The 17,747-nt window shown below is 60.4% G+C and carries 14 protein-coding genes; 3 read left to right on the top strand and 11 right to left on the bottom strand.

Going from position 1 to position 17,747, the window contains the following annotated elements; genetic code table 11:
• Positions 1-107 precede the first annotated feature (107 nt).
• From ACFP6B_RS02825 to pyk, 3 genes are all read right to left on the bottom strand, one after another.
• Complete coding sequence (locus ACFP6B_RS02825) at positions 108-248, bottom strand: hypothetical protein (protein WP_377126549.1); 141 nt, start codon at positions 246-248, stop codon at positions 108-110.
• A 718-nt stretch (positions 249-966) separates the two neighbouring features.
• Positions 967-1,422, bottom strand: a complete 456-nt coding sequence (locus tag ACFP6B_RS02830) for an SRPBCC family protein (RefSeq protein WP_377126552.1) — start codon at positions 1,420-1,422, stop codon at positions 967-969.
• Between the two features lie 89 nt (positions 1,423-1,511).
• Positions 1,512-2,981: a pyruvate kinase gene (pyk, locus tag ACFP6B_RS02835; RefSeq protein WP_377126555.1), complete on the bottom strand. Its 1,470-nt coding sequence runs from the start codon at positions 2,979-2,981 to the stop codon at positions 1,512-1,514.
• Between the two features lie 330 nt (positions 2,982-3,311).
• On the opposite strand from pyk, the gene ACFP6B_RS02840 reads away from it, so the two are divergent.
• Both ACFP6B_RS02840 and ACFP6B_RS02845 read left to right on the top strand, forming a co-directional pair.
• The gene (locus ACFP6B_RS02840; RefSeq protein ID WP_346874464.1) at positions 3,312-3,902 is read left to right on the top strand and encodes a flavodoxin domain-containing protein; all 591 of its coding nucleotides are present in this window, start codon (positions 3,312-3,314) and stop codon (positions 3,900-3,902) included.
• Between the two features lie 2 nt (positions 3,903-3,904).
• The gene (locus ACFP6B_RS02845) at positions 3,905-4,462 is read left to right on the top strand and encodes a flavodoxin domain-containing protein (RefSeq protein WP_377126559.1); all 558 of its coding nucleotides are present in this window, start codon (positions 3,905-3,907) and stop codon (positions 4,460-4,462) included.
• 254 nt (positions 4,463-4,716) lie between these two features.
• On the opposite strand, the gene ACFP6B_RS02850 is transcribed toward ACFP6B_RS02845, so the two are convergent.
• The 3 genes from ACFP6B_RS02850 to adhP all read right to left on the bottom strand — a co-directional run bounded on the left by ACFP6B_RS02850 (position 4,717) and on the right by adhP (position 12,480).
• Positions 4,717-6,180 carry a glutamate synthase subunit beta gene (locus ACFP6B_RS02850; protein ID WP_377126562.1) on the bottom strand — a complete coding sequence of 488 codons (1,464 nt, stop codon included), beginning with the start codon at positions 6,178-6,180 and terminating at the stop codon, positions 4,717-4,719.
• The gene (gene gltB / locus ACFP6B_RS02855) at positions 6,173-10,873 is read right to left on the bottom strand and encodes a glutamate synthase large subunit (protein WP_377126565.1); all 4,701 of its coding nucleotides are present in this window, start codon (positions 10,871-10,873) and stop codon (positions 6,173-6,175) included. The genes ACFP6B_RS02850 and gltB overlap by 8 nt, the downstream gene beginning before the upstream one ends.
• Positions 10,874-11,436: 563 nt before the next feature.
• The gene (adhP, locus tag ACFP6B_RS02860; RefSeq protein WP_377126568.1) at positions 11,437-12,480 is read right to left on the bottom strand and encodes an alcohol dehydrogenase AdhP; all 1,044 of its coding nucleotides are present in this window, start codon (positions 12,478-12,480) and stop codon (positions 11,437-11,439) included.
• Positions 12,481-12,663: 183 nt separating this feature from the next.
• Here adhP and ACFP6B_RS02865 point away from each other — a divergent pair, with 183 nt between their 5' ends.
• A complete protein-coding gene (locus tag ACFP6B_RS02865; protein WP_377126571.1) occupies positions 12,664-13,686 on the top strand; it encodes an aminoglycoside phosphotransferase family protein in 1,023 nt (340 codons plus the stop codon).
• Positions 13,687-13,765: 79 nt separating this feature from the next.
• Here the strand turns inward: ACFP6B_RS02865 and ACFP6B_RS02870 are convergent, their stop codons facing one another.
• The 5 genes from ACFP6B_RS02870 to trpB all read right to left on the bottom strand — a co-directional run bounded on the left by ACFP6B_RS02870 (position 13,766) and on the right by trpB (position 17,734).
• Positions 13,766-14,182: a hypothetical protein gene (locus ACFP6B_RS02870; RefSeq protein ID WP_377126574.1), complete on the bottom strand. Its 417-nt coding sequence runs from the start codon at positions 14,180-14,182 to the stop codon at positions 13,766-13,768.
• 16 nt (positions 14,183-14,198) lie between these two features.
• Positions 14,199-14,327, bottom strand: a complete 129-nt coding sequence (locus ACFP6B_RS02875; RefSeq protein WP_377126577.1) for a hypothetical protein — start codon at positions 14,325-14,327, stop codon at positions 14,199-14,201.
• A 283-nt stretch (positions 14,328-14,610) separates the two neighbouring features.
• Positions 14,611-15,522, bottom strand: a complete 912-nt coding sequence (lgt, locus tag ACFP6B_RS02880; protein ID WP_377126580.1) for a prolipoprotein diacylglyceryl transferase — start codon at positions 15,520-15,522, stop codon at positions 14,611-14,613.
• Positions 15,523-15,533: 11 nt separating this feature from the next.
• Positions 15,534-16,382, bottom strand: coding sequence for a tryptophan synthase subunit alpha (gene trpA, locus ACFP6B_RS02885; RefSeq protein ID WP_377126583.1), 849 nt, complete (start codon positions 16,380-16,382; stop codon positions 15,534-15,536).
• Positions 16,382-17,734 (bottom strand): tryptophan synthase subunit beta, encoded by a 1,353-nt coding sequence (trpB, locus tag ACFP6B_RS02890; protein WP_377126586.1) that lies wholly within the window; start codon positions 17,732-17,734, stop codon positions 16,382-16,384. The genes trpA and trpB overlap by 1 nt, the downstream gene beginning before the upstream one ends.
• Between the last annotated feature and the right edge of the window lie 13 nt (positions 17,735-17,747).

The raw sequence follows: 17,747 nt of genomic DNA on the forward strand, positions 1-17,747 counted from the left end.
TCCGATGGGGTATCGGAGCCAGGCTTTGGCAGCCCTGACGGTCTAGGATTAAACCAGTCCAACTTTCGGGGGCTAGTTCATAACAGGGTCCGGGGCTTCGCTCTTCTCTATTCGTATTCTTCGTCGTCGGCCAGTGCGACGTCGAAGATAGCTCCGCCCATCTTTGCGACTGCCTCGCGTTCCATTTCGTCGAGCACCTGCTGGTAGCGGTTGAGCATGGACATGGAGGACCAGCCCATCACTTGCATTGCGGTTCTTCGGAGTGTGGGGTCGAGTCCCACCTTGGGCACCATAAAACGCCTAATCAGAACGATACAAACCCTCTCCTGTTGACGGGAGAGGGTTTTTTGTTGACGTGAGGGTTAGGCTATTGGGGGGACATTAGGGGTTATAGGCAGAAAAGTGTGTCCCACCCCGGGAATTTTTGAGGTGGGTCTGAGCGCTGATGTCGGTGCGGACTTGGCCAGGTACTGCCGGGGGTTTTCTCATAGTGCAGCCCTTGTGCTGTCTGCCTTCATAAGTGAGCGTGCGTGATATCGCTGAGCGTGTATTTGCCCGGTGCACGTTCGGCGATTTGGTGCACGCTCACAGGCACGGGCGCGGGTGGTTCCGGCTCTGGTTTTTCCGTCTCGTTTGGTTCGGTGGTTGCATTTCAGGCAGGGGCTAACGTGCGGGGCTGATTTTCTTGTGTTCTAGCGAGTGGGGACACACCTTCTGTCCTGCTAACCCAAAAAACCCACCCACCCCAGAGGGGCGGGCGGGCTGGTGAGGAGACAAGACCGAAGCTAGGCTTTGATCTTGTGGTTCCTACGGCGGTTCGATTCAAAACCAAATCTCCGGTCCTGAATCACCACAACAAGTCTACGCCTGTCAGGCAGGTTAAAGTTCATTCATCAACCATAATAGGCAACTATGACCCCTATATGACGAAGGACTTCCCGCAGGCAACCGAGTGAGGCGGGCGTCCTAACCCTCTGCTGCCGCCTTAAGGCGGGCCAGCCCGCGCTCAAAATCAGCACCGATGCGCTTTTGCATGTTAAAGACCTTGAACATTACCTTTATCATCAGGTTCTGCTCACCGCTCATGGACCAGGCAACAGCAGTGCCGCCTTCGGTAGGTTGCAGCTTGAAGTGGCTACGGTTCTGAGCAGCCCAAGGTTTGATGAACTCAATATCAACCTCAACCAGGTTGTCCTCCACCGTCACTACAGTCATGCGGCCCTCACCGGCCTTCTTGTTACCAACCCAGGCCATCTTTGCGCCCACGCCGCTCTCGGCACCCGAGTAGGTCTGCTGCATGGCGGGGTCAAGTTCCTGCCAGGGCGACCAGTTTTCCCAGGCGTGCAGGTCCTCAATCTGGGAGCGGACGCGCTCAAGGGGCGCATCGATAACGGTGGAGCGAGTGAGAAAAGTATTTGTCATATCAGCTAGTCTACAGAGACAAGGGCCCCGCCACTTCAGGTCTTGAAGTGACGGGGCCCTTAGCGTGGCTTCAAGGAGCCGCTTATCTCTTAGTCAGTGAAGGGACCGACAGTTTCGCGAGCTTCAGGCAGCACAGCGCCGGCATCATCAAGGTCACCAACGCGGTGGACCTTGACGGTGTTGGTGGAGCCAGCAACGCCGGGAGGTGAACCGGCTGCCATGACAATCATGTCGTTGGCTTCAGCCAGGCCGTTGGCCAGCATGTAGCGGTCAACCACGGCGGTCATCTCGTCGGTGTCCTTAGCGGTGGGTGAAACAGCAGCTTCAACACCCCACAGCAGGGACAGGAAGGCGCGGACGGAGGGCTCAGGGGTCAGAGCCAGCACGGGCTTGGCCGGACGCAGGCGGGCCAGACGGCGGGCGGTGTCACCGGACTGGGTGAAAGTAGCGATGTACTTAACATCCAGCTGGTCAGCAATGTTCACAGCTGCGCGGGTGATAGCGCCGCCACGGGTGCGGGGTGAGGTGCCCAGTTCGGGAACGCGGAAGAGGCCGCGCTCTTCGGTGGACTTGATGATGCGAGCCATGGTCTGGATGGTGATGATGGGGTACTTACCCACTGAGGTTTCACCGGAGAGCATGACGGCGTCGGCGCCATCGAGGATAGCGTTAGCGCAGTCGGAGGCCTCTGCACGGGTGGGCGTGGGGTTCTGAATCATGGTTTCCAGCACCTGGGTTGCCACGATGACGGGCTTTGCCCAGCGGCGGGCCAGTTCAATGGCGCGCTTCTGTACCAGGGGAACCTCTTCGAGGGGGAATTCCACACCCAGGTCACCACGGGCTACCATGATGCCGTCGAACTTATCGACGATATCCTGCAGGTTTTCAACAGCCTGGGGCTTTTCAATCTTGGCGATGACGGCAATCTTGCGGCCCTCTTCTGCCATGATTTCGTGAACGCGCTGGATGTCGTCGCCGGAGCGGACGAAGGAGAGAGCAATAATGTCAACACCCAGGTTCAGGGCAAAACGCAGGTCGCGCTCGTCCTTTTCGGTCAGGGCGGGAATGGAGACAGCAACGCCGGGCAGGTTGATGCCCTTGTTGTTGGAGATGGGGCCACCGACGATGACGCGGGTGGTCACGGTGGTCTCGTTAACCTCGATAGCTTCGAGGCGGATCTTACCGTCGTCAATCAGCAGGGTGTCGCCGGGCTTGACGTCGCCGGGCAGGCCCTTGAAGGTGGTGCCGCAGATTTCCTTGGTACCTTCAACGTCTTCAGTGGTGATCTTGAAGGTATCACCGGGTTCGAGCACCTCGGCGCCGTTCTTGAAGGTTTCGAGGCGAATCTTGGGGCCCTGAAGGTCGGCGAGAATCGCGACGTTGCGACCAAGCTTTTCAGCCTGCTCGCGGATGGTTGCGTATGAGTTGGTGTGAACCTCGTGGTCACCGTGGCTCATGTTCAGGCGGGCGACGTTCATGCCCGCTTCGATAGCCGCTGCAATCTTCTCGGGTGCGGAAATTGCGGGGCCAATAGTACAAACAATCTTTGCGCGTCTCATCAATCAACCTTAGGTTTGTAGGGGTCTGAGAACCTTTGGTGCGGTTTCTGTCGATAGGGAATCAACAACCAACATATTCACAGATAGTCAGCATGAAACCAACATGTCCACACCTCATTATACGTTGTTTCGTGAGGTTTTGGTGGAGGCATTGGGCACTTTTTGTGTAAATATTCGACACAAACCCCACCAAAACACACATAAACAGTCATAAACAAACAAAATATGTCATCTAGCTTGTCAGCTTTGAGAACACACACCGGTAGCGCGGTATTCTGTATGCAGAAGCCCCGGTAAGCCACCGGCCCGCAAACAAACGAAAGAGTGCCCATGCCTACCCCCAACGTCCTGATCCTCTTCGGCTCCACCTACGGCCACACCGAACGCTACGCCCACTGGATCGCAGAAGACCTGCGCGCCCACGCGTCCGCCCCCCAGGTCTCCCTCTCCCCCGTTGCCGAAGCAACCGACGAGATGATCGAAGCAGCCGACGTACTCATCGTCGGCGCCAGCTACCTGGGTGGCTTCCTCACCGGCGCCCCCACCCTGCGCAAGCGCCGCGAAGCCATGCTCAAGGTGCCCAACCGCGTCTTCTACACCGTCTCCTTCAACGGCACCGAGGTTTACCCCCGCTCCTACCTGGACGAGCGCGTCATGAAGAGCTACAAGGCAGACGTCGCCGGCGACCGCCCCGCCTTCCACTTCCGCGGGGGCCTCAAGATGGACGAAATGTCTAAGCTCCACAAGACCGCCCTGACCGGCGTCAAGACCGCCTACAAGCTCAAGCCCAAGCAGAACGAGTACGACAAGCAGCTGATCGAAGCCTTCGAAAACGGCGGCGCTGACCACACCAACCGCGACTGGACTAAGCCCCTGATCGCCGAGGTCGAAACCTACCTGACCGACATCGCAGCCTCCTAGTCATGAAAACTCTCCTCATTACCTACGGGAGCCAGTACGGCTATACCGAGCAGTACGCCCGCTGGGCTGAGCAGCAGCTTGAAGGGCAGTACACCGTGCAGTTACTTCCCCTGGATGCTCTGACCGAACGCGCCGTAGCAGATACGGACGTGCTCGTAGCAGGCCTGAGCGACTACGGCGGCTTTCTCACCGGCGCCCAGGAGCTGAAAAAGTACGAGCAGGAGCTACGGTCCAAGCCCTACGCCCTCTTTACAGTCTCCTTTAGCGGCCTGGCAGGAGCAAGCCAGCAGAAGCTTGATGCCCTGCTGGCCAAGAATCTGGGTGAGAGCCTGGTTCAGGACGCCCTGGACACCTACCACCTGCGCGGCGGGCTGGACCACACCCGGCTTTCTTTCAAGCACAAGACCGTGATGGTGGGCATCCGCTCAGCCATTGCTGCCCTGCCCAAGAAATCTGAGGCCAACCAGCAGATGCTCGACAGTTTCACCCAAAAGACAGTGGATTACTCCAGCGAAGAGCAGATCGCTCCCCTGGTGCAGGAAGTAGCTGCCCTGGCCTAAGGGAAAGCTAAAGCTCACGCAGAAAACCGGCCCCGCCCCAGTGATATGACTGGGGCGGGGCCGGTTTCTTTTATCGGTTTTGTTCGAAAAGGGAGGCAGATTCACGCTCGCTGCCGACCCTCTCGCCGGTTCGCTTCGCTCACGAGCGATTCACGCCCCGCCTTGCGGCGGATTGCGTTCGCTCTTGCGGTGCTACGCACCCACTCACTTCATCCGAGCCAGCAGCTTCGCTGTGAATCTGCCTCCCTTTCTAGCTAGAGCGCCAAATCAATTGCCCGGTCACTGGGGGCTACCGGTGAGGGCAGCTCGGTGGAGCCGGTCAGGTGCTTTTCAACAGCTGCTGCGCAGGCCCGTCCTTCGGCAATTGCCCAGACGACCAGGGACTGGCCGCGTCCGGCGTCGCCGCAGGAGAAGACGCCGGGGATGTTGGTCATGTAGTTCTCGTCGCGGGCCACGTTGGTGCGGCGGTCTAGTTCGGCGCCGACCTGGGTGGTGATGGCATCGTTTTCCTGGCCGGTGAAGCCCAGGGCCAGGAAGACCAGGTCAGCGGGGATCACGTGTTCGGTGCCTGCCTTGGGCACGCGGCGGCCGTCGGGTAGGTATTCGGTTTCTGCGACCTTGAGGCCGGTGAGTTTACCGTTTTCGCCCACGAATTCGACGGTTGAGGCCAGGTACTTGCGTTCGCCACCTTCTTCGTGGGATGAGGATACCTCGAAGACCTTGGGGAACATGGGCCAGGGCTCGTGGTCGGCGCGGTCTGCCGGGGGCTGGGCGCCGATGGCCAGGGTGGTGATGGAGGCAGCTCCCTGGCGGACGGCGGTGCCGATGCAGTCTGAGCCGGTGTCGCCGCCACCGAGTACGATCACGTGCTTACCCGCTGCGTCGATGGTGGGGGCGGCAAGGTCGCCGGCTACCACGCGGTTGGCTTCGGTCAGGTAGGGCATGGCGTAGTGGACGCCGTCCAGGTCGGCCCCGGGGATGGGCAGGGCGCGGGGGGCGGTGGCGCCGGTGGCAACGATGACGGCATCGTAGCGGCGCTTGAGGTCGTCCCAGGTGATGTCCTTGCCGATTTCAATGCCGGTGCGGAAGCGGGTGCCTTCTGCCTTCATGACCTCGATACGGCGGTCAACGATATCTTTTTCCAGCTTGAAGTCGGGGATGCCGTAGCGCAGCAGGCCGCCTACCTTGTCGTCGCGTTCGAAGACAGCAACGGTGAAGCCTGCCTGGGTGAGCTGCTGGGCTGCGGCTAGACCGGCGGGGCCTGAACCGACTACTGCCACGGTCTTATCGAGCATGCGGTCGGGCATAATGGGCTCGATGTAGCCGCCCTCGAAGGCCTGCTCAGCGATGGTGTATTCAATCTGCTTGATGGTCACCGCAGGCTGGTTGATACCCAGCACACAGGAGGTTTCGCAGGGAGCCGGGCAGACGCGTCCGGTGAACTCGGGGAAGTTGTTGGTTGCGTGCAGGCGCTCTACGGCCTTTTCGGTTTGCTCCCGCCAGGTCAGGTCGTTCCATTCGGGAATCAGGTTGCCGAGGGGGCAGCCGACGTGGCAGAAGGGAACGCCGCAGTCCATGCAGCGGGAGGCCTGGGTCTTGAGAACCGCTGAGTTCTGGGCGACCTGCACCTCGTTCCAGTCAAGGATGCGCACGGGGACGGGGCGCTTGGGTCGGTCTTGACGGGTGGTTACTTTCAGAAAACCGCGGGGATCAGCCACGAGCGGTCACCTCCAAAATCTTGTTCCAAACCTGCATGGATTCGGTGTCTTCGCCGGCGGCTTCGGCCTCGGCACGGATAGCTTGTACGGCGGCGAAGTCGCGCGGGAGCACCTTGGTGATGCGGGCGTAGGTGCCCTCCAGGTCTTCCAGCAGGGCGGACGCCAGGGTTGAGCCGGTCTCGGTGCGGTGGCGGGTCAGCAGCTGGGCAACTTCGGCACGGTCGTCCTCGGTTAGTTCCAGGAAGCCTAGTTCGCCGGATTCGCGGGACTGCTTGTTGACCTTAGCCATATCGAGGTCGAGTACGTAGGCGGTACCGCCGCTCATGCCCGCGCCGAAGTTACGGCCGGTTGAGCCCAGAATCAGGGCCTTGCCACCGGTCATGTATTCGCAGCCGTGATCGCCGATGCCTTCAACAACGGCAGTGGCACCGGAGTTACGTACCAGGAAGCGCTCACCGACGATACCGCGGATGAACATTTCACCGCTAGTGGCACCGTAGCCAATGACGTTACCGGCTACCACGTTCTCTTCGGCAACCAGGGGGGCTGCGGCGTCCGGAGCCACGATAATGCGGCCGCCGGAGAGGCCCTTGCCCACGTAGTCATTGGAGTCGCCGGTCAGGCGGATGGTGATGCCCTGCGGCAGGAAGGCGCCGAGGGACTGGCCCGCGTGGCCGGTGAGGTTGAGGGTGATAGAGTCGTGGTCCAGCACCTCAATACCGAAGGTCTTGGTGACGGTGTGGCCCAGCATGGTGCCCACGGAGCGGTCGGTATTGACCACCGGTGAGTCAATGGTGACCGGGGTGCGAGCGCACAGGGTGTCCTGGGCAGCTGCAATGAAGGTGTTGTCGATGTGCTGGTCCAGTTCGTGGTCCTGGTCCTTGAGGTGGCGGATGCCCTGCCCCTCGTAGTCAACGGCAGTTGAGGTCAGTACCTTGGACAGGTCGAGCCCGTCTGCCTTCCAGTGGTCAATAGCCTGAGACATGTCGAGTACCTCGGCGTGGCCGATGGCCTCATCCAGGGTGCGGAAGCCTAGCTGGGCCAGGTATTCGCGCACTTCTTCAGCGATGAATTCGAAGAAGTTGACCACATGGTCGGCCTGACCGGTGAAGCGGGCACGCAGGTCGGGGTTCTGGGTGGCAACGCCCACGGGGCAGGTATCCAGGTGGCACTTGCGCATCATGATGCAGCCTTCAACGACCAGGGGTGCGGTGGCGAAGCCGTATTCTTCGGCACCGAGCAGGGCGGCGATGATGACGTCGCGTCCGGTCTTGAGCTGGCCGTCCGCCTGCACCACCACGCGGTCGCGCAGGCCGTTGATCATGAGGGTCTGCTGTGCTTCGGCCAGGCCGAGCTCCCAGGGGGCACCTGCGTGCTTGAGGGAGTTGAGCGGGGCTGCGCCGGTGCCGCCGTCGTGGCCCGAGATGAGCACGACGTCGGCCTTAGCCTTGGTGACGCCCGCTGCCACGGTACCGATACCGATTTCGGAGACCAGCTTCACGTGCACACGGGCGGACGGGTTGGCTCGCTTGCAGTCGTAGATCAGCTGGGCAAGGTCCTCGATGGAGTAAATATCGTGGTGGGGCGGGGGCGAAATCAGGGAGACGCCGGGGGTGGAGTGGCGGGTCTTGGCTACCCAGGGGTAGACCTTCTGGGCCATGAGCTGGCCGCCCTCACCGGGCTTAGCGCCCTGAGCCATCTTGATCTGGATGTCATCGGCGTTGGTCAGGTAGAGGGAGGTCACGCCGAAACGGCCGGAGGCGACCTGCTTGATGGCAGAACGACGTTCGGGGTCCAGCAGACGGTCGACATCCTCACCGCCCTCACCGGTATTGGACTTAGCGCCCAGGCGGTTCATGGCAATGGCCAGGGTCTCGTGGGCCTCCTTGGAGATAGAGCCGTAGCTCATAGCACCGGTGGAGAAGCGCTTGACGATCTCACTGACGGGTTCCACCTCGTCAATGGAGATGGGGGTGCGGTCTTCGGTGAAGGTGAAGAGGCCGCGCAGGGTCATCAGGTCCTTGGCCTGGTCATCGACCAGCTTGGTGTAGGACTTGAAGATGTCGTAGCGGCGGGTCTTAGTGGAGTGCTGCAGACGGAAGATGGTCTGGGGATTGAAGAGGTGGGGCGGGCCCTCGCGACGCCAGTCATATTCGCCGCCGGTTTCCAGGGCACGGTGGGGCACGGCAACGCCGTCGTCGGGGTAGGCATCGTGGTGACGCTTACGGACCTCAGCTTCAATGACGTTCAGCCCCACGCCGTCCATCTGGGAGTGGGTGCCGGTGAAGTACTGGTCAACCAGGCTCTGGGACAGGCCCAGGGCCTCAAAGGTTTGGGCACCACAGTAGGAGGAGACGGTGGAGATGCCCATCTTGGACATAATCTTCTGCAGGCCCTTACCCAAAGCCTTAATCAGGTTGTAGACCGCCTCAGACTCGGTCACTCCAGTGATCTCGCCCTGGGCGACCAGCTCTTCAACCGATTCCATAGCCAGATAGGGGTTGACGGCTGAGGCACCGTAGCCAATGAGGGTAGCAACGTGGTGGACTTCACGCACGTCACCGGCTTCAACGATCAGAGCAACCTTGGTGCGGGTTGCTGAACGCAGCAGGTGGTGGTGGACGGCGCTGGTCAGCAGCAAGGAGGGAATGGGGGCCCAGGCGCCATTAGAGTTACGGTCAGAGAGAATCAGGAACTGCACACCGCGCTCTACCGCAGCTGACACCTTTTCACAGATTTCAGCGATACGGGCCCGTAGGGCGTCCTCTCCCCCGTGGGCCGGGTACAGACCGCTGACCTTGAGGGCGGCGGGCATGCCGTCCTCGTCCTCGATATGAGCGATCTTGTCGAGTTCATCGTTGTTGATGACGGGGAAGTTCAGCCCAACGTGCTGCACCTTAACCCGGCCGTTGCGCAGCAGGTTGCCGTCGGCACCGATAGAGGTCTTGAGGCTGGTTACCAGCTCTTCACGGATGGAGTCCAGCGGCGGGTTGGTCACCTGGGCAAAGGACTGCACGAAGTAGTCAAAGAGCAGGCGGTGGCGGGTGGACAGCACCGCAATGGGGGTGTCAGTGCCCATGGCGTAGATGGGCTCAGCACCGGTCTTGGCCATCGGGGCGAGAATCTTCCGCAGCTCTTCTTCGGTGTAGCCGAAGGTCTGCTGACGCTTGAGGATCGACTTACGGGAGGCGCGGATGTGCTCGCGCTCGGGCAGGTCGGCCAGGTCGACGATGTTCTCATCGGCCCACTGCTTCCAGGGCTGCTCGGCAGCAACCGCTGCCTTAACCTCTTCGTCGGGCACCAGGCGTCCTGCCTTGGTATCAACGAAGAACATCTTGCCGGGCGAAACTCGGCCCTTCTCAACAATCTTCTCTTCGGGCATGTCGACCACGCCGACCTCAGAGGCCAGAATGACCAGGCCCTCGTCGGTGACCCAGTAGCGGCCGGGGCGCAGACCATTGCGGTCCAGGACGGAGCCGACGTTGTCGCCGTCCGTAAAAGCAATCGCGGCAGGGCCGTCCCAGGGCTCCATGAGGGAGGAGTGGTAGCGGTAGAAGGCGCGGCGGTCCTCGTCCATGGTTTCGTGGTTTTCCCAGGCCTCAGGAACCATCATCATGAGCACCTGGGCAGCCGAACGCCCCGAGAGCATCAGCAGTTCTGCAACTTCATCGAAGCTCTGGGAGTCAGAGGCACCCACCGAGCAAATGGGGAAGAGCTCTTCGGGGTTGCGGCCCAGAACCGGGGACTTGAGCTGGGACTGGCGAGCGCGCATCCAGTTGCGGTTGCCCTTGACCGTGTTGATTTCGCCGTTGTGGGCGATGGTGCGGAAGGGCTGGGCCAGGGGCCAGGAGGGGAAGGTGTTGGTCGAGAAACGCGAGTGGACGATCGCCAGCTTGGTGGCAAAACGCGGGTCGGAGAGATCCGGGTAGAAGGGTTCAAGCTGCGCGGTGGTCAGCATGCCCTTGTAGACGATGGTACGCGATGAGAAGGACGGGAAGTAGACGCCGAGCTTGTGCTGGGCCCGCTTGCGCACGCGGAAAGCCTTCTGATCGAGCTGGCGGCGCTCTGAATCTTCGTCCAGGTTAATGACGGGGATGTGCCCGGTGAAGGGGGCGTTGACGGCGTCCAGGTCTTCACCGGATGCCTCTGCGATAAACATCTGTACGAAGTAGGGCATGACCTCGCGGGCAGCCTTACCGACGATATCTGCCTTGACCGGCACCTCGCGCCAGCCGAGCACGCGCAGACCCTCGCGCTGGGCAATCTGGGTCAGACCCTCTTTGAGCTCCTCGGCGTTCTCACCGCCGGTGGGCAGGTAGGCGGTACCCACGGCGTACTTACCGAGTTCGGGCAGCTCAAAGTCCACGACCTCGCGCAGGAAGGCATCGGGAATCTGCAGCAGAATACCGGCGCCGTCGCCGGTACCCTCGTCCGCGCCCACAGCACCGCGGTGCTCCAAGCGGCGCAGGGCTGTCAGCGCGTGATCGACGATGTCGTGGCCGGGGGTGCCGCGCAGGGTGGCAATCATGGCCAGACCGCAGGCGTCCTTTTCATTCTCCGGGCTGTAAAGCCCGGTAGCCTCGGGAATGGAAGCAAAGGTGGTGAAGGGTGAAGGGGCGTGCCCGAGGGTGTGGGGGTCCTGGGTGAAGGTCTTATCGGCGTGGACTGCACTGCCGAGCGTGGTGTGACTCATGTGGGCCGTTCCTACTTACGTTGGGCTCTGGTGCCGGTGGAGTGGGCTAAACGGCTGGCGCGCGGGAGCTGATGGCACAGGACGCCTGCGGTTTAGCCGCTCCCTTGCAGCACAAGATGTCGGTGGTCGCCTCGCTGTGACGATGGAGCGTGTGGTGACTCAAGGACGCCCGGGTGGGGGCCTGAGCCTGCGGTTCGCCTCGCATTCGGGTAGGTGCGAGAGCAATCTTCCATCAGTCTCTAGAGACTTCGTTACGTATGTGTAAATTTATACGCCCCTGCGTGTAAAGATTCAACAGGCGGCTGGGTGTTACACGGGTGGGATTGGGGCCGCTCCCCTACTAGATACGCTTTTTGTCTAGAAATTGAGCCCGTATGACCTAGGCAAAACCGGATTAGGTCATGAATATTTTGCGTAATTATTCAAAGGGTGACGTTACGCAGGGATGGCAAAATGAAACAGACTTGAAACTTTGAATCTTGATATGCGAGATAAATATTTCATATAGAGAGTAGAAAAGTGGGGCCTGGAAAACCCCAGAACCCCACCCAACGGTAGGCGATTTAGCGGGTTGCCCCCGTAAAGTCGAGCACCATGCGTCCGTCAATTAAGCCGGCATGCATTTCGTCAAAGATTGCCTGGGCATCTTCGACCGGGCGCAGCTGAACCACGGGCTTGACGCGCCCCTGGGCGCCAAATTCGAAGGCCTCGGCGAGATCCTGGCGGGTACCCACCAGGGAACCTTGCACCTTGATACCGTCGAGCACCAGGCGGGGGATGTTGAGATCCATAGACTCGGTGGGTAGGCCAACAGCAATCACGGTGCCACCGGCGCGGACGGAATCAACAGCCTGATTAAAGGCAGCCTTAGCTACCGCAGTTACTACCGCAACGTGGGCACCAGCCCCGCCAGTGGTGTTCTTGATTTCTTCCACGACGTCTTCGACATTCTTAGCGTTGATGACCACATCTGCCCCGCTGTCCTTAGCCAGCAGCAGCTTGTCTTCATTAAGGTCAACGGCAATAACCTGGGCCCCGAAGACGTTCTTGGCGTACTGAACGGAGAGGTTGCCCAGGCCGCCTGCACCAAAGCAGACAATCCACTGACCCGGGCGGACGCCTGATTCTTTCACGGCCTTATATGTGGTCACACCGGCACAGGTGATGGAGGTTGCCTCAACCGGGTCGAGAGCATCGGGAACCTTGACGGTGTAGTCAGCGTAGAGCAGGGTGTATTCGCTCATGCCACCATCTGCTGTGTAGCCCGCATTGATGACGGAGCGGCAGAAGGTTTCACGGCCGTCGGTGCAGTATTCGCAGTAGCCGCAGCCCTTGAAGAACCAGGGAACGCAGACACGGTCGCCTACTTTAAGGTGTTCAACGCCGGGGCCCACTTCGGTAATCACACCGACGCCCTCATGGCCCAGAATACGACCGGGTTTTTCGCCAAAGTCGCTGGCCGCTACGTGCAGGTCGGTATGGCAGATACCTGAGTATTCAATCTTGGCAAGCACCTGACCGTGACCCACCTCGGGTACGGGCACATCTTTGATATCCACGGTTCCATCAAGACGGTCAGAAACAACAACAGCTTTCATGGTGGCCATGTGAGAGCTCCTTAGAAATACAGCAGATTGAGTGTTGTGGCTCACTTAAAGCCTAGATTCTGGGAGCATCCAGGCGCCAGGGGGTGGATATTTTTTCTACTCTGTTACGGCGCTTTTACCCCTAAGGGCTATAGTTCGGCAATAATTTATTACCCCCAAAAGCAAGGTAGCTAAGCTAGAGCCATGAGTGATCAGATACCCTCCCCAGTGCCCCTTACCCAGCGTGCCACCTGGGCGGACCTCCCTCATTCCGTGCAGGCCTGGGTGGAAGAAGAGCTAGGTGACACCGTAGTCAGAGCCGAGTCGCAAAGCGGTGGGTTCAGCCTGGGCACCGCAGACCGCCTGGTCACCCGCACAGGGCGCAAGGCTTTCCTTAAGGCTGTTGACGCCACCCTTCACCCACAAACAGCTGACCTACACCGCAAGGAGGGCCGCATCACCGCGTCCTTCCCCAGCAACACCCCGACCCCGGCCGTCCTCGCCACCCGTGATTTTTCAGGGGCGGACGGCACAGCCTGGGCTGCCCTGCTTCTGGAAGATATCGAAGGGCGGCACCCAGAATACCCCTGGCAAAGAGAGGAACTGGCTGCCGTTTTTCGGGCCCTGGACGGCATGAGCCGGGTTCCTGTGAATGCGGAGCTCAAGCTGCCGACCACTGAAGCGGACCTGACCGAAGAACTCGGTTTTTGGCACAAGCTTACCCAGGGTGTGACCCTAGAGCAGCTGGCCTACGTTCAGGGAACTGACTCCTACCATGAGCTGGTAGACCTATTGCCCTTTGTCAACCAGAAGGCTGCCAAGTTTGCCGCCTTTGTCGATGAGCACCTGGTTGCCCACTTGGCAGGAAGCTCCTATGTACATACAGACCTGAGGGGCGACAATATTCTGATTCGCCCCACTGGTGAAGCAGTTTTGATTGACTGGCCCTGGGCAACGGTGGGCAATCCCCACTTTGACGTCGCTTCTGTAGCGACGGACGCCCTGATCGCCGACCCTAGCCTGAGCCTCACCGAGGTAAGGGAGCTGATTCCGACGCCCGGGCGTCCTGCGCTCGAGTTCTTGCAGGCTACTGTTGTCGCTTTGGCTGGCTACTATCTCTACGCTTCGACGCAGAAGCCCAGTGACTCTACGAACTCGTCACTGGTGGGTATGCGGGCCCACCGCGCGTCCACCCTGCTCACCAGACTGGCCCAGGGCAAAAAGTAATCCGCACTTATTCTGATGTACCCGCAACTAGTTGCGGACTTTTCAGAACAAGTGCGGATTAGGTTCTAGCGTGTAGGTGCTATTCGCCCTCGCCCAGAATACTCGCATACGAGCTATGTGAAGGTAGGTCTTTTCCGTCTAGTGCAGAAACTGCCATAGTTACTCGCTCATCCCTAGTCACACCTAAAGATTCATTAATTTGCTGTGGGCACTGAAGCTGATAACTAGCGATAGACGTACCATCTTCGTGTAAAACATCGATAGCAAAGCCGGTACCCTCTTCACCGCCACATTGAGCATTAATGACATACGCTCTGCCCTGCACAAGGGAGAGAGTTATTTCAGAACGGTCAAAACCTTCAGTAATTGGAGTCCACACATAAGCATCCGCCGGTGGTTCCAGGCTCACTGAATCTATGCTTGGTTTAGTTGCGGAGCAACCAGACAGGAGCATCGCCCCCGCTAACAGAAGCACTTGTAAACGCTGTCGCTTCATATCTCCACACCACCTCTTATCGCACCTGCTGGTATTCGTCACGCTCCTGCCTAGCCAGGTTTCGGTTAAAACCAGCAGCGGCGAACGGAAGCGCCGCCACTAGCCCCATGAGCGCCGTGACCCAGGTGAAATCTGCACCAGTCATTGACGCACTCACATAATACGCACCTTCACTCTACCTTGTAATAAGCAAACATATCAATTTGTTAAGTGATACAACAAGACCCTACTCCTCCTCTCTTCGCCCCGAGATAATCCGCAGGGTCAAGAGAAAAAGAGTAGGGTCTAAGCCAGCCGTCACAGATGGTAAGCCCGAGAGCCACGCCAGGCTGGCCCAGAGCAAAAAGTAATCCGCACTTACTCTGATTTGCCCGCAACTAGTTGCGGACTTTTCAGAATAAGTGCGGATCAGTTTCTATGCTTGTGCGCTAGTTGCCGGAGGAGCGGACGGACGCCGGGGCGGGCTCGTCCGCGCTGGGCACGACAGCGCCCTGCATATAGGCACCCGGGAGCTCGCCGCGTCTGCGCGCTCGTAGCCCCATCAGCGCGAACATGACGATACCCAGCAAGAAGATAGAACCAGAAGTCCACACATGAATGCGAACCCCCAGCAGCATCTCAGCGGTATCGATTCGCAAGAAAGTCTCAATCATGAGACGGCCAAAACCGTACCAAACAACGTAGGCCCAGAAGGTCTGGCCCAGCTGGAAGATACCTCGGCGGCCCAGGGCGATCAGCAGGGCCGCGCCGAGTAGGTTCCACAGGGACTCATAGAGAAAAGTCGGGTGAAAGAGCGTGCCCGCCGGGTACTGGTCAGGGAAGTTGGGCGATGTGGCCGAAATTTCCAGGCCCCAGGGCAGGGTGGTGGGCTTGCCGAAGAGCTCCTGGTTAAACCAGTTGCCCCAGCGGCCCATAGCCTGGGCGATCATGATGCCGGGGGCGGCGGCGTCCGCGAACTTAGCCAGCGAAATGCCGTAGCGGCGGCAGGCGTACCAGGCGCCCAGGCCACCGACCGAAATTGCGCCCATAATACCGATGCCACCTTCCCAAATCTTGAAGACGTCAAGGGGGTCAGCGCCAGCATCAAAGTAGGAGCCGGGGTCGGTAATGAGCACGTGGTAGAGGCGGGCACCGATAATGCCCGAGGGAATGGCCCACATGGCAACGTCCCAGACGCGTTCGGGGTCTTCACCCCAGGCAGCCCAGCGGCGGCCGGTCAGCCACATGCAGACCGCGATGCCCGCCAGTATGCAGAGGGCATAGAAGTGGATAGTCAGGGGGCCCAGCTCAAGAGTGGAGATGGACGGCGAGGGTATAGAAGCGAGCACAGTGGTGGTCATCGGCCCCTACCCTACTCGCGGCCGGCCAGCTGGCGGGTCAGGGCACCAACGGCGGACGGCCCACCCTCAGCCAGAGCCTTAACCAGGGCGGTACCCACAATCACGCCATCTGCATAGGCACCGATTTCTTCCACATGCTCGCGCTTGGAAACACCCAGGCCCACGCAGGCAGCGGGAGCGCCTGCGGCCCGCAGGTCAGCGACCAGGGTCTCGGCAGCAGTATTGACCGAGGATCGGGCACCGGTGACACCCATCACCGAGACAGCGTAGACAAAGCCGCTTGAAGCCTGCGAAATCATGGATAGACGCTCGGGGCTGGAGGAGATAGCTGCCAGGAAGATACGGTCCAGGCCGTGCTTTTCTGAGGCTTCAAACCAGTCGGCGGCCTCATCGGGTACCAGGTCGGGGGTAATCAGACCGGCACCACCGGCAGCCGCTAGCTCCTCGGCAAAGCGATCAACGCCGCGACGCAGCACGGGGTTCCAGTAAGTCATGACCAGAACGACAGCGTCGGTGGCAGCGGTAATCTCGCGCACAGCCCGGAAGAGGTCGTCGGTGCGGAAGCCCTTCTCGATCGCCTCAACGGTGGCGCGCTGAATCACGGGGCCATCCATGACCGGGTCTGAGTAGGGCAGGCCGAGTTCGATAATATCGACCCCGTTCTTGCCCATCTCGATGGCAGCCTCGATAGACTCGTCCACGCTGGGGTAGCCCACCGGCAGGTAACCAATCAGGGCAGCGCGGCCCTCAGCCTTACACTCGGTGAGGCGGGCTGCCAGCTTGGAGTCGGGGTTGGGGGCAGGGAAGGTGCCCTTGCGTACCGAGTAGCGGGTTTCGTCCTGAAAATCGATGTGGCTCATTAGGCACCCTTGCTTTCGTTCTGTGCGGTCGTATCGTTCTGCGAGGCGGTTTCTGCCGCTGCTTCCTTGTTCCCCACGTTCAGGCTGGTCGAGGGAATAGCCTTGCCCAGGCCAAACCACTTGAGGGCGGTTTCCATATCCTTATCCCCGCGGCCGGAGAGGCAGACAATCATGGACTTTTCGTGAGCGGTGGCGGGGTCCGCGTCCGCCCATTCCTTAGCAACGCGCAGGGCACCTGCGAGCGCGTGGGCCGATTCGAGGGCGGGGATGATGCCTTCGGTGCGGCAGAGCAGGCGCAGGGCGTCCATGGCTTCGGTGTCGGTGACGGCCTGGTAGTCTACGCGGCCGATGTCTGAGAGGTAGGCGTGTTCGGGGCCGACGCCGGGGTAGTCGAGGCCTGCTGAGATGGAGTGGGACTCGATGGTTTGGCCGTCCTCGTCCTGCATGAGGTAGGTGATGGCGCCGTGGAGCATACCGGGGCGGCCCAGGGAGATGGTGGCTGCGTGGCGGTCGGTGTCGATGCCGTCGCCACCTGCTTCGAAGCCGAAAATCTTAACGTCTGCGTCGTCCAGGAAGGCGTGGAAGAGGCCGATGGCGTTAGAGCCGCCGCCGACGCAGGCTGCGATGCCGGTGGGCAGGGTGCCGGTTGCTTCAAGGAACTGTTCGCGGGCTTCGGTACCGATGGCGTCGTGGAAGTAGCGCACCATGGCGGGGAAGGGGTGGGCACCGGCTGCGGTTCCCAGCAGGTAGTGGGTGGTGTCGACGTTGGAGACCCAGTCGCGCAGGGCCTCATTGATAGCGTCTTTGAGGGTGCGGGAGCCGGTCTGTACCGCGATGACGGTGGCACCCAGCAGCTGCATGCGGGCGACGTTGAGGGCCTGACGTTCGGTATCTTCTTCGCCCATGTAGACCACACATTCCATGCCGAAGAGGGCAGCTGCGGTGGCGGTGGCAACGCCGTGCTGGCCTGCGCCGGTTTCGGCAATTAGGCGAGTCTTGCCCATGCGCTTGGCTAGCAGGGCCTGGCCGATGACGTTGTTGATCTTGTGGGAGCCGGTGTGGTTGAGGTCTTCGCGCTTGAGGAAGAAGCGCACTCCCCCGGCTTCTGCCGAGAGACGGGGCACCTCGGTCAGCAGGGAGGGGCGGTTGGAGTATTCGGCCGAGAGGCGGCGGAACTCGGCTAGGAATTCGGGGTCGTTTTTAGCCTCGTTGAAGGTGGCTTCGAGCTCGTCCATGGCAGCGATCAGGGATTCTGCCATGTAGCGCCCGCCGTACTGCCCAAAGTAGGGGCCGGGGGCGTTTTTGAGGCTCTGGCCTGCTGCCAGGAATTGTTCTGCCAGGGTTTCGGTCATGGGAGTTTCCCTT

Source organism: Rothia nasimurium, from assembly GCF_042660305.1.
GTDB classification, from domain to species: domain Bacteria; phylum Actinomycetota; class Actinomycetes; order Actinomycetales; family Micrococcaceae; genus Rothia; species Rothia nasimurium.

Bases quoted from the DNA above. Each gene is read 5' to 3' on its own strand.
- ACFP6B_RS02825 (WP_377126549.1), bottom strand. From the start codon at position 248: ATGCAAGTGATGGGCTGGTCCTCCATGTCCATGCTCAACCGCTACCAG.
- ACFP6B_RS02830 (WP_377126552.1), bottom strand. From the start codon at position 1,422: ATGACAAATACTTTTCTCACTCGCTCCACCGTTATCGATGCGCCCCTT.
- pyk (WP_377126555.1), bottom strand. From the start codon at position 2,981: ATGAGACGCGCAAAGATTGTTTGTACTATTGGCCCCGCAATTTCCGCA.
- ACFP6B_RS02840 (WP_346874464.1), top strand. From the start codon at position 3,312: ATGCCTACCCCCAACGTCCTGATCCTCTTCGGCTCCACCTACGGCCAC.
- ACFP6B_RS02845 (WP_377126559.1), top strand. From the start codon at position 3,905: ATGAAAACTCTCCTCATTACCTACGGGAGCCAGTACGGCTATACCGAG.
- gltB (WP_377126565.1), bottom strand. From the start codon at position 10,873: ATGAGTCACACCACGCTCGGCAGTGCAGTCCACGCCGATAAGACCTTC.
- adhP (WP_377126568.1), bottom strand. From the start codon at position 12,480: ATGGCCACCATGAAAGCTGTTGTTGTTTCTGACCGTCTTGATGGAACC.
- ACFP6B_RS02865 (WP_377126571.1), top strand. From the start codon at position 12,664: ATGAGTGATCAGATACCCTCCCCAGTGCCCCTTACCCAGCGTGCCACC.
- ACFP6B_RS02870 (WP_377126574.1), bottom strand. From the start codon at position 14,182: ATGAAGCGACAGCGTTTACAAGTGCTTCTGTTAGCGGGGGCGATGCTC.
- ACFP6B_RS02875 (WP_377126577.1), bottom strand. From the start codon at position 14,327: ATGACTGGTGCAGATTTCACCTGGGTCACGGCGCTCATGGGGCTAGTG.
- lgt (WP_377126580.1), bottom strand. From the start codon at position 15,522: ATGACCACCACTGTGCTCGCTTCTATACCCTCGCCGTCCATCTCCACT.
- trpA (WP_377126583.1), bottom strand. From the start codon at position 16,382: ATGAGCCACATCGATTTTCAGGACGAAACCCGCTACTCGGTACGCAAG.
- trpB (WP_377126586.1), bottom strand. From the start codon at position 17,734: ATGACCGAAACCCTGGCAGAACAATTCCTGGCAGCAGGCCAGAGCCTC.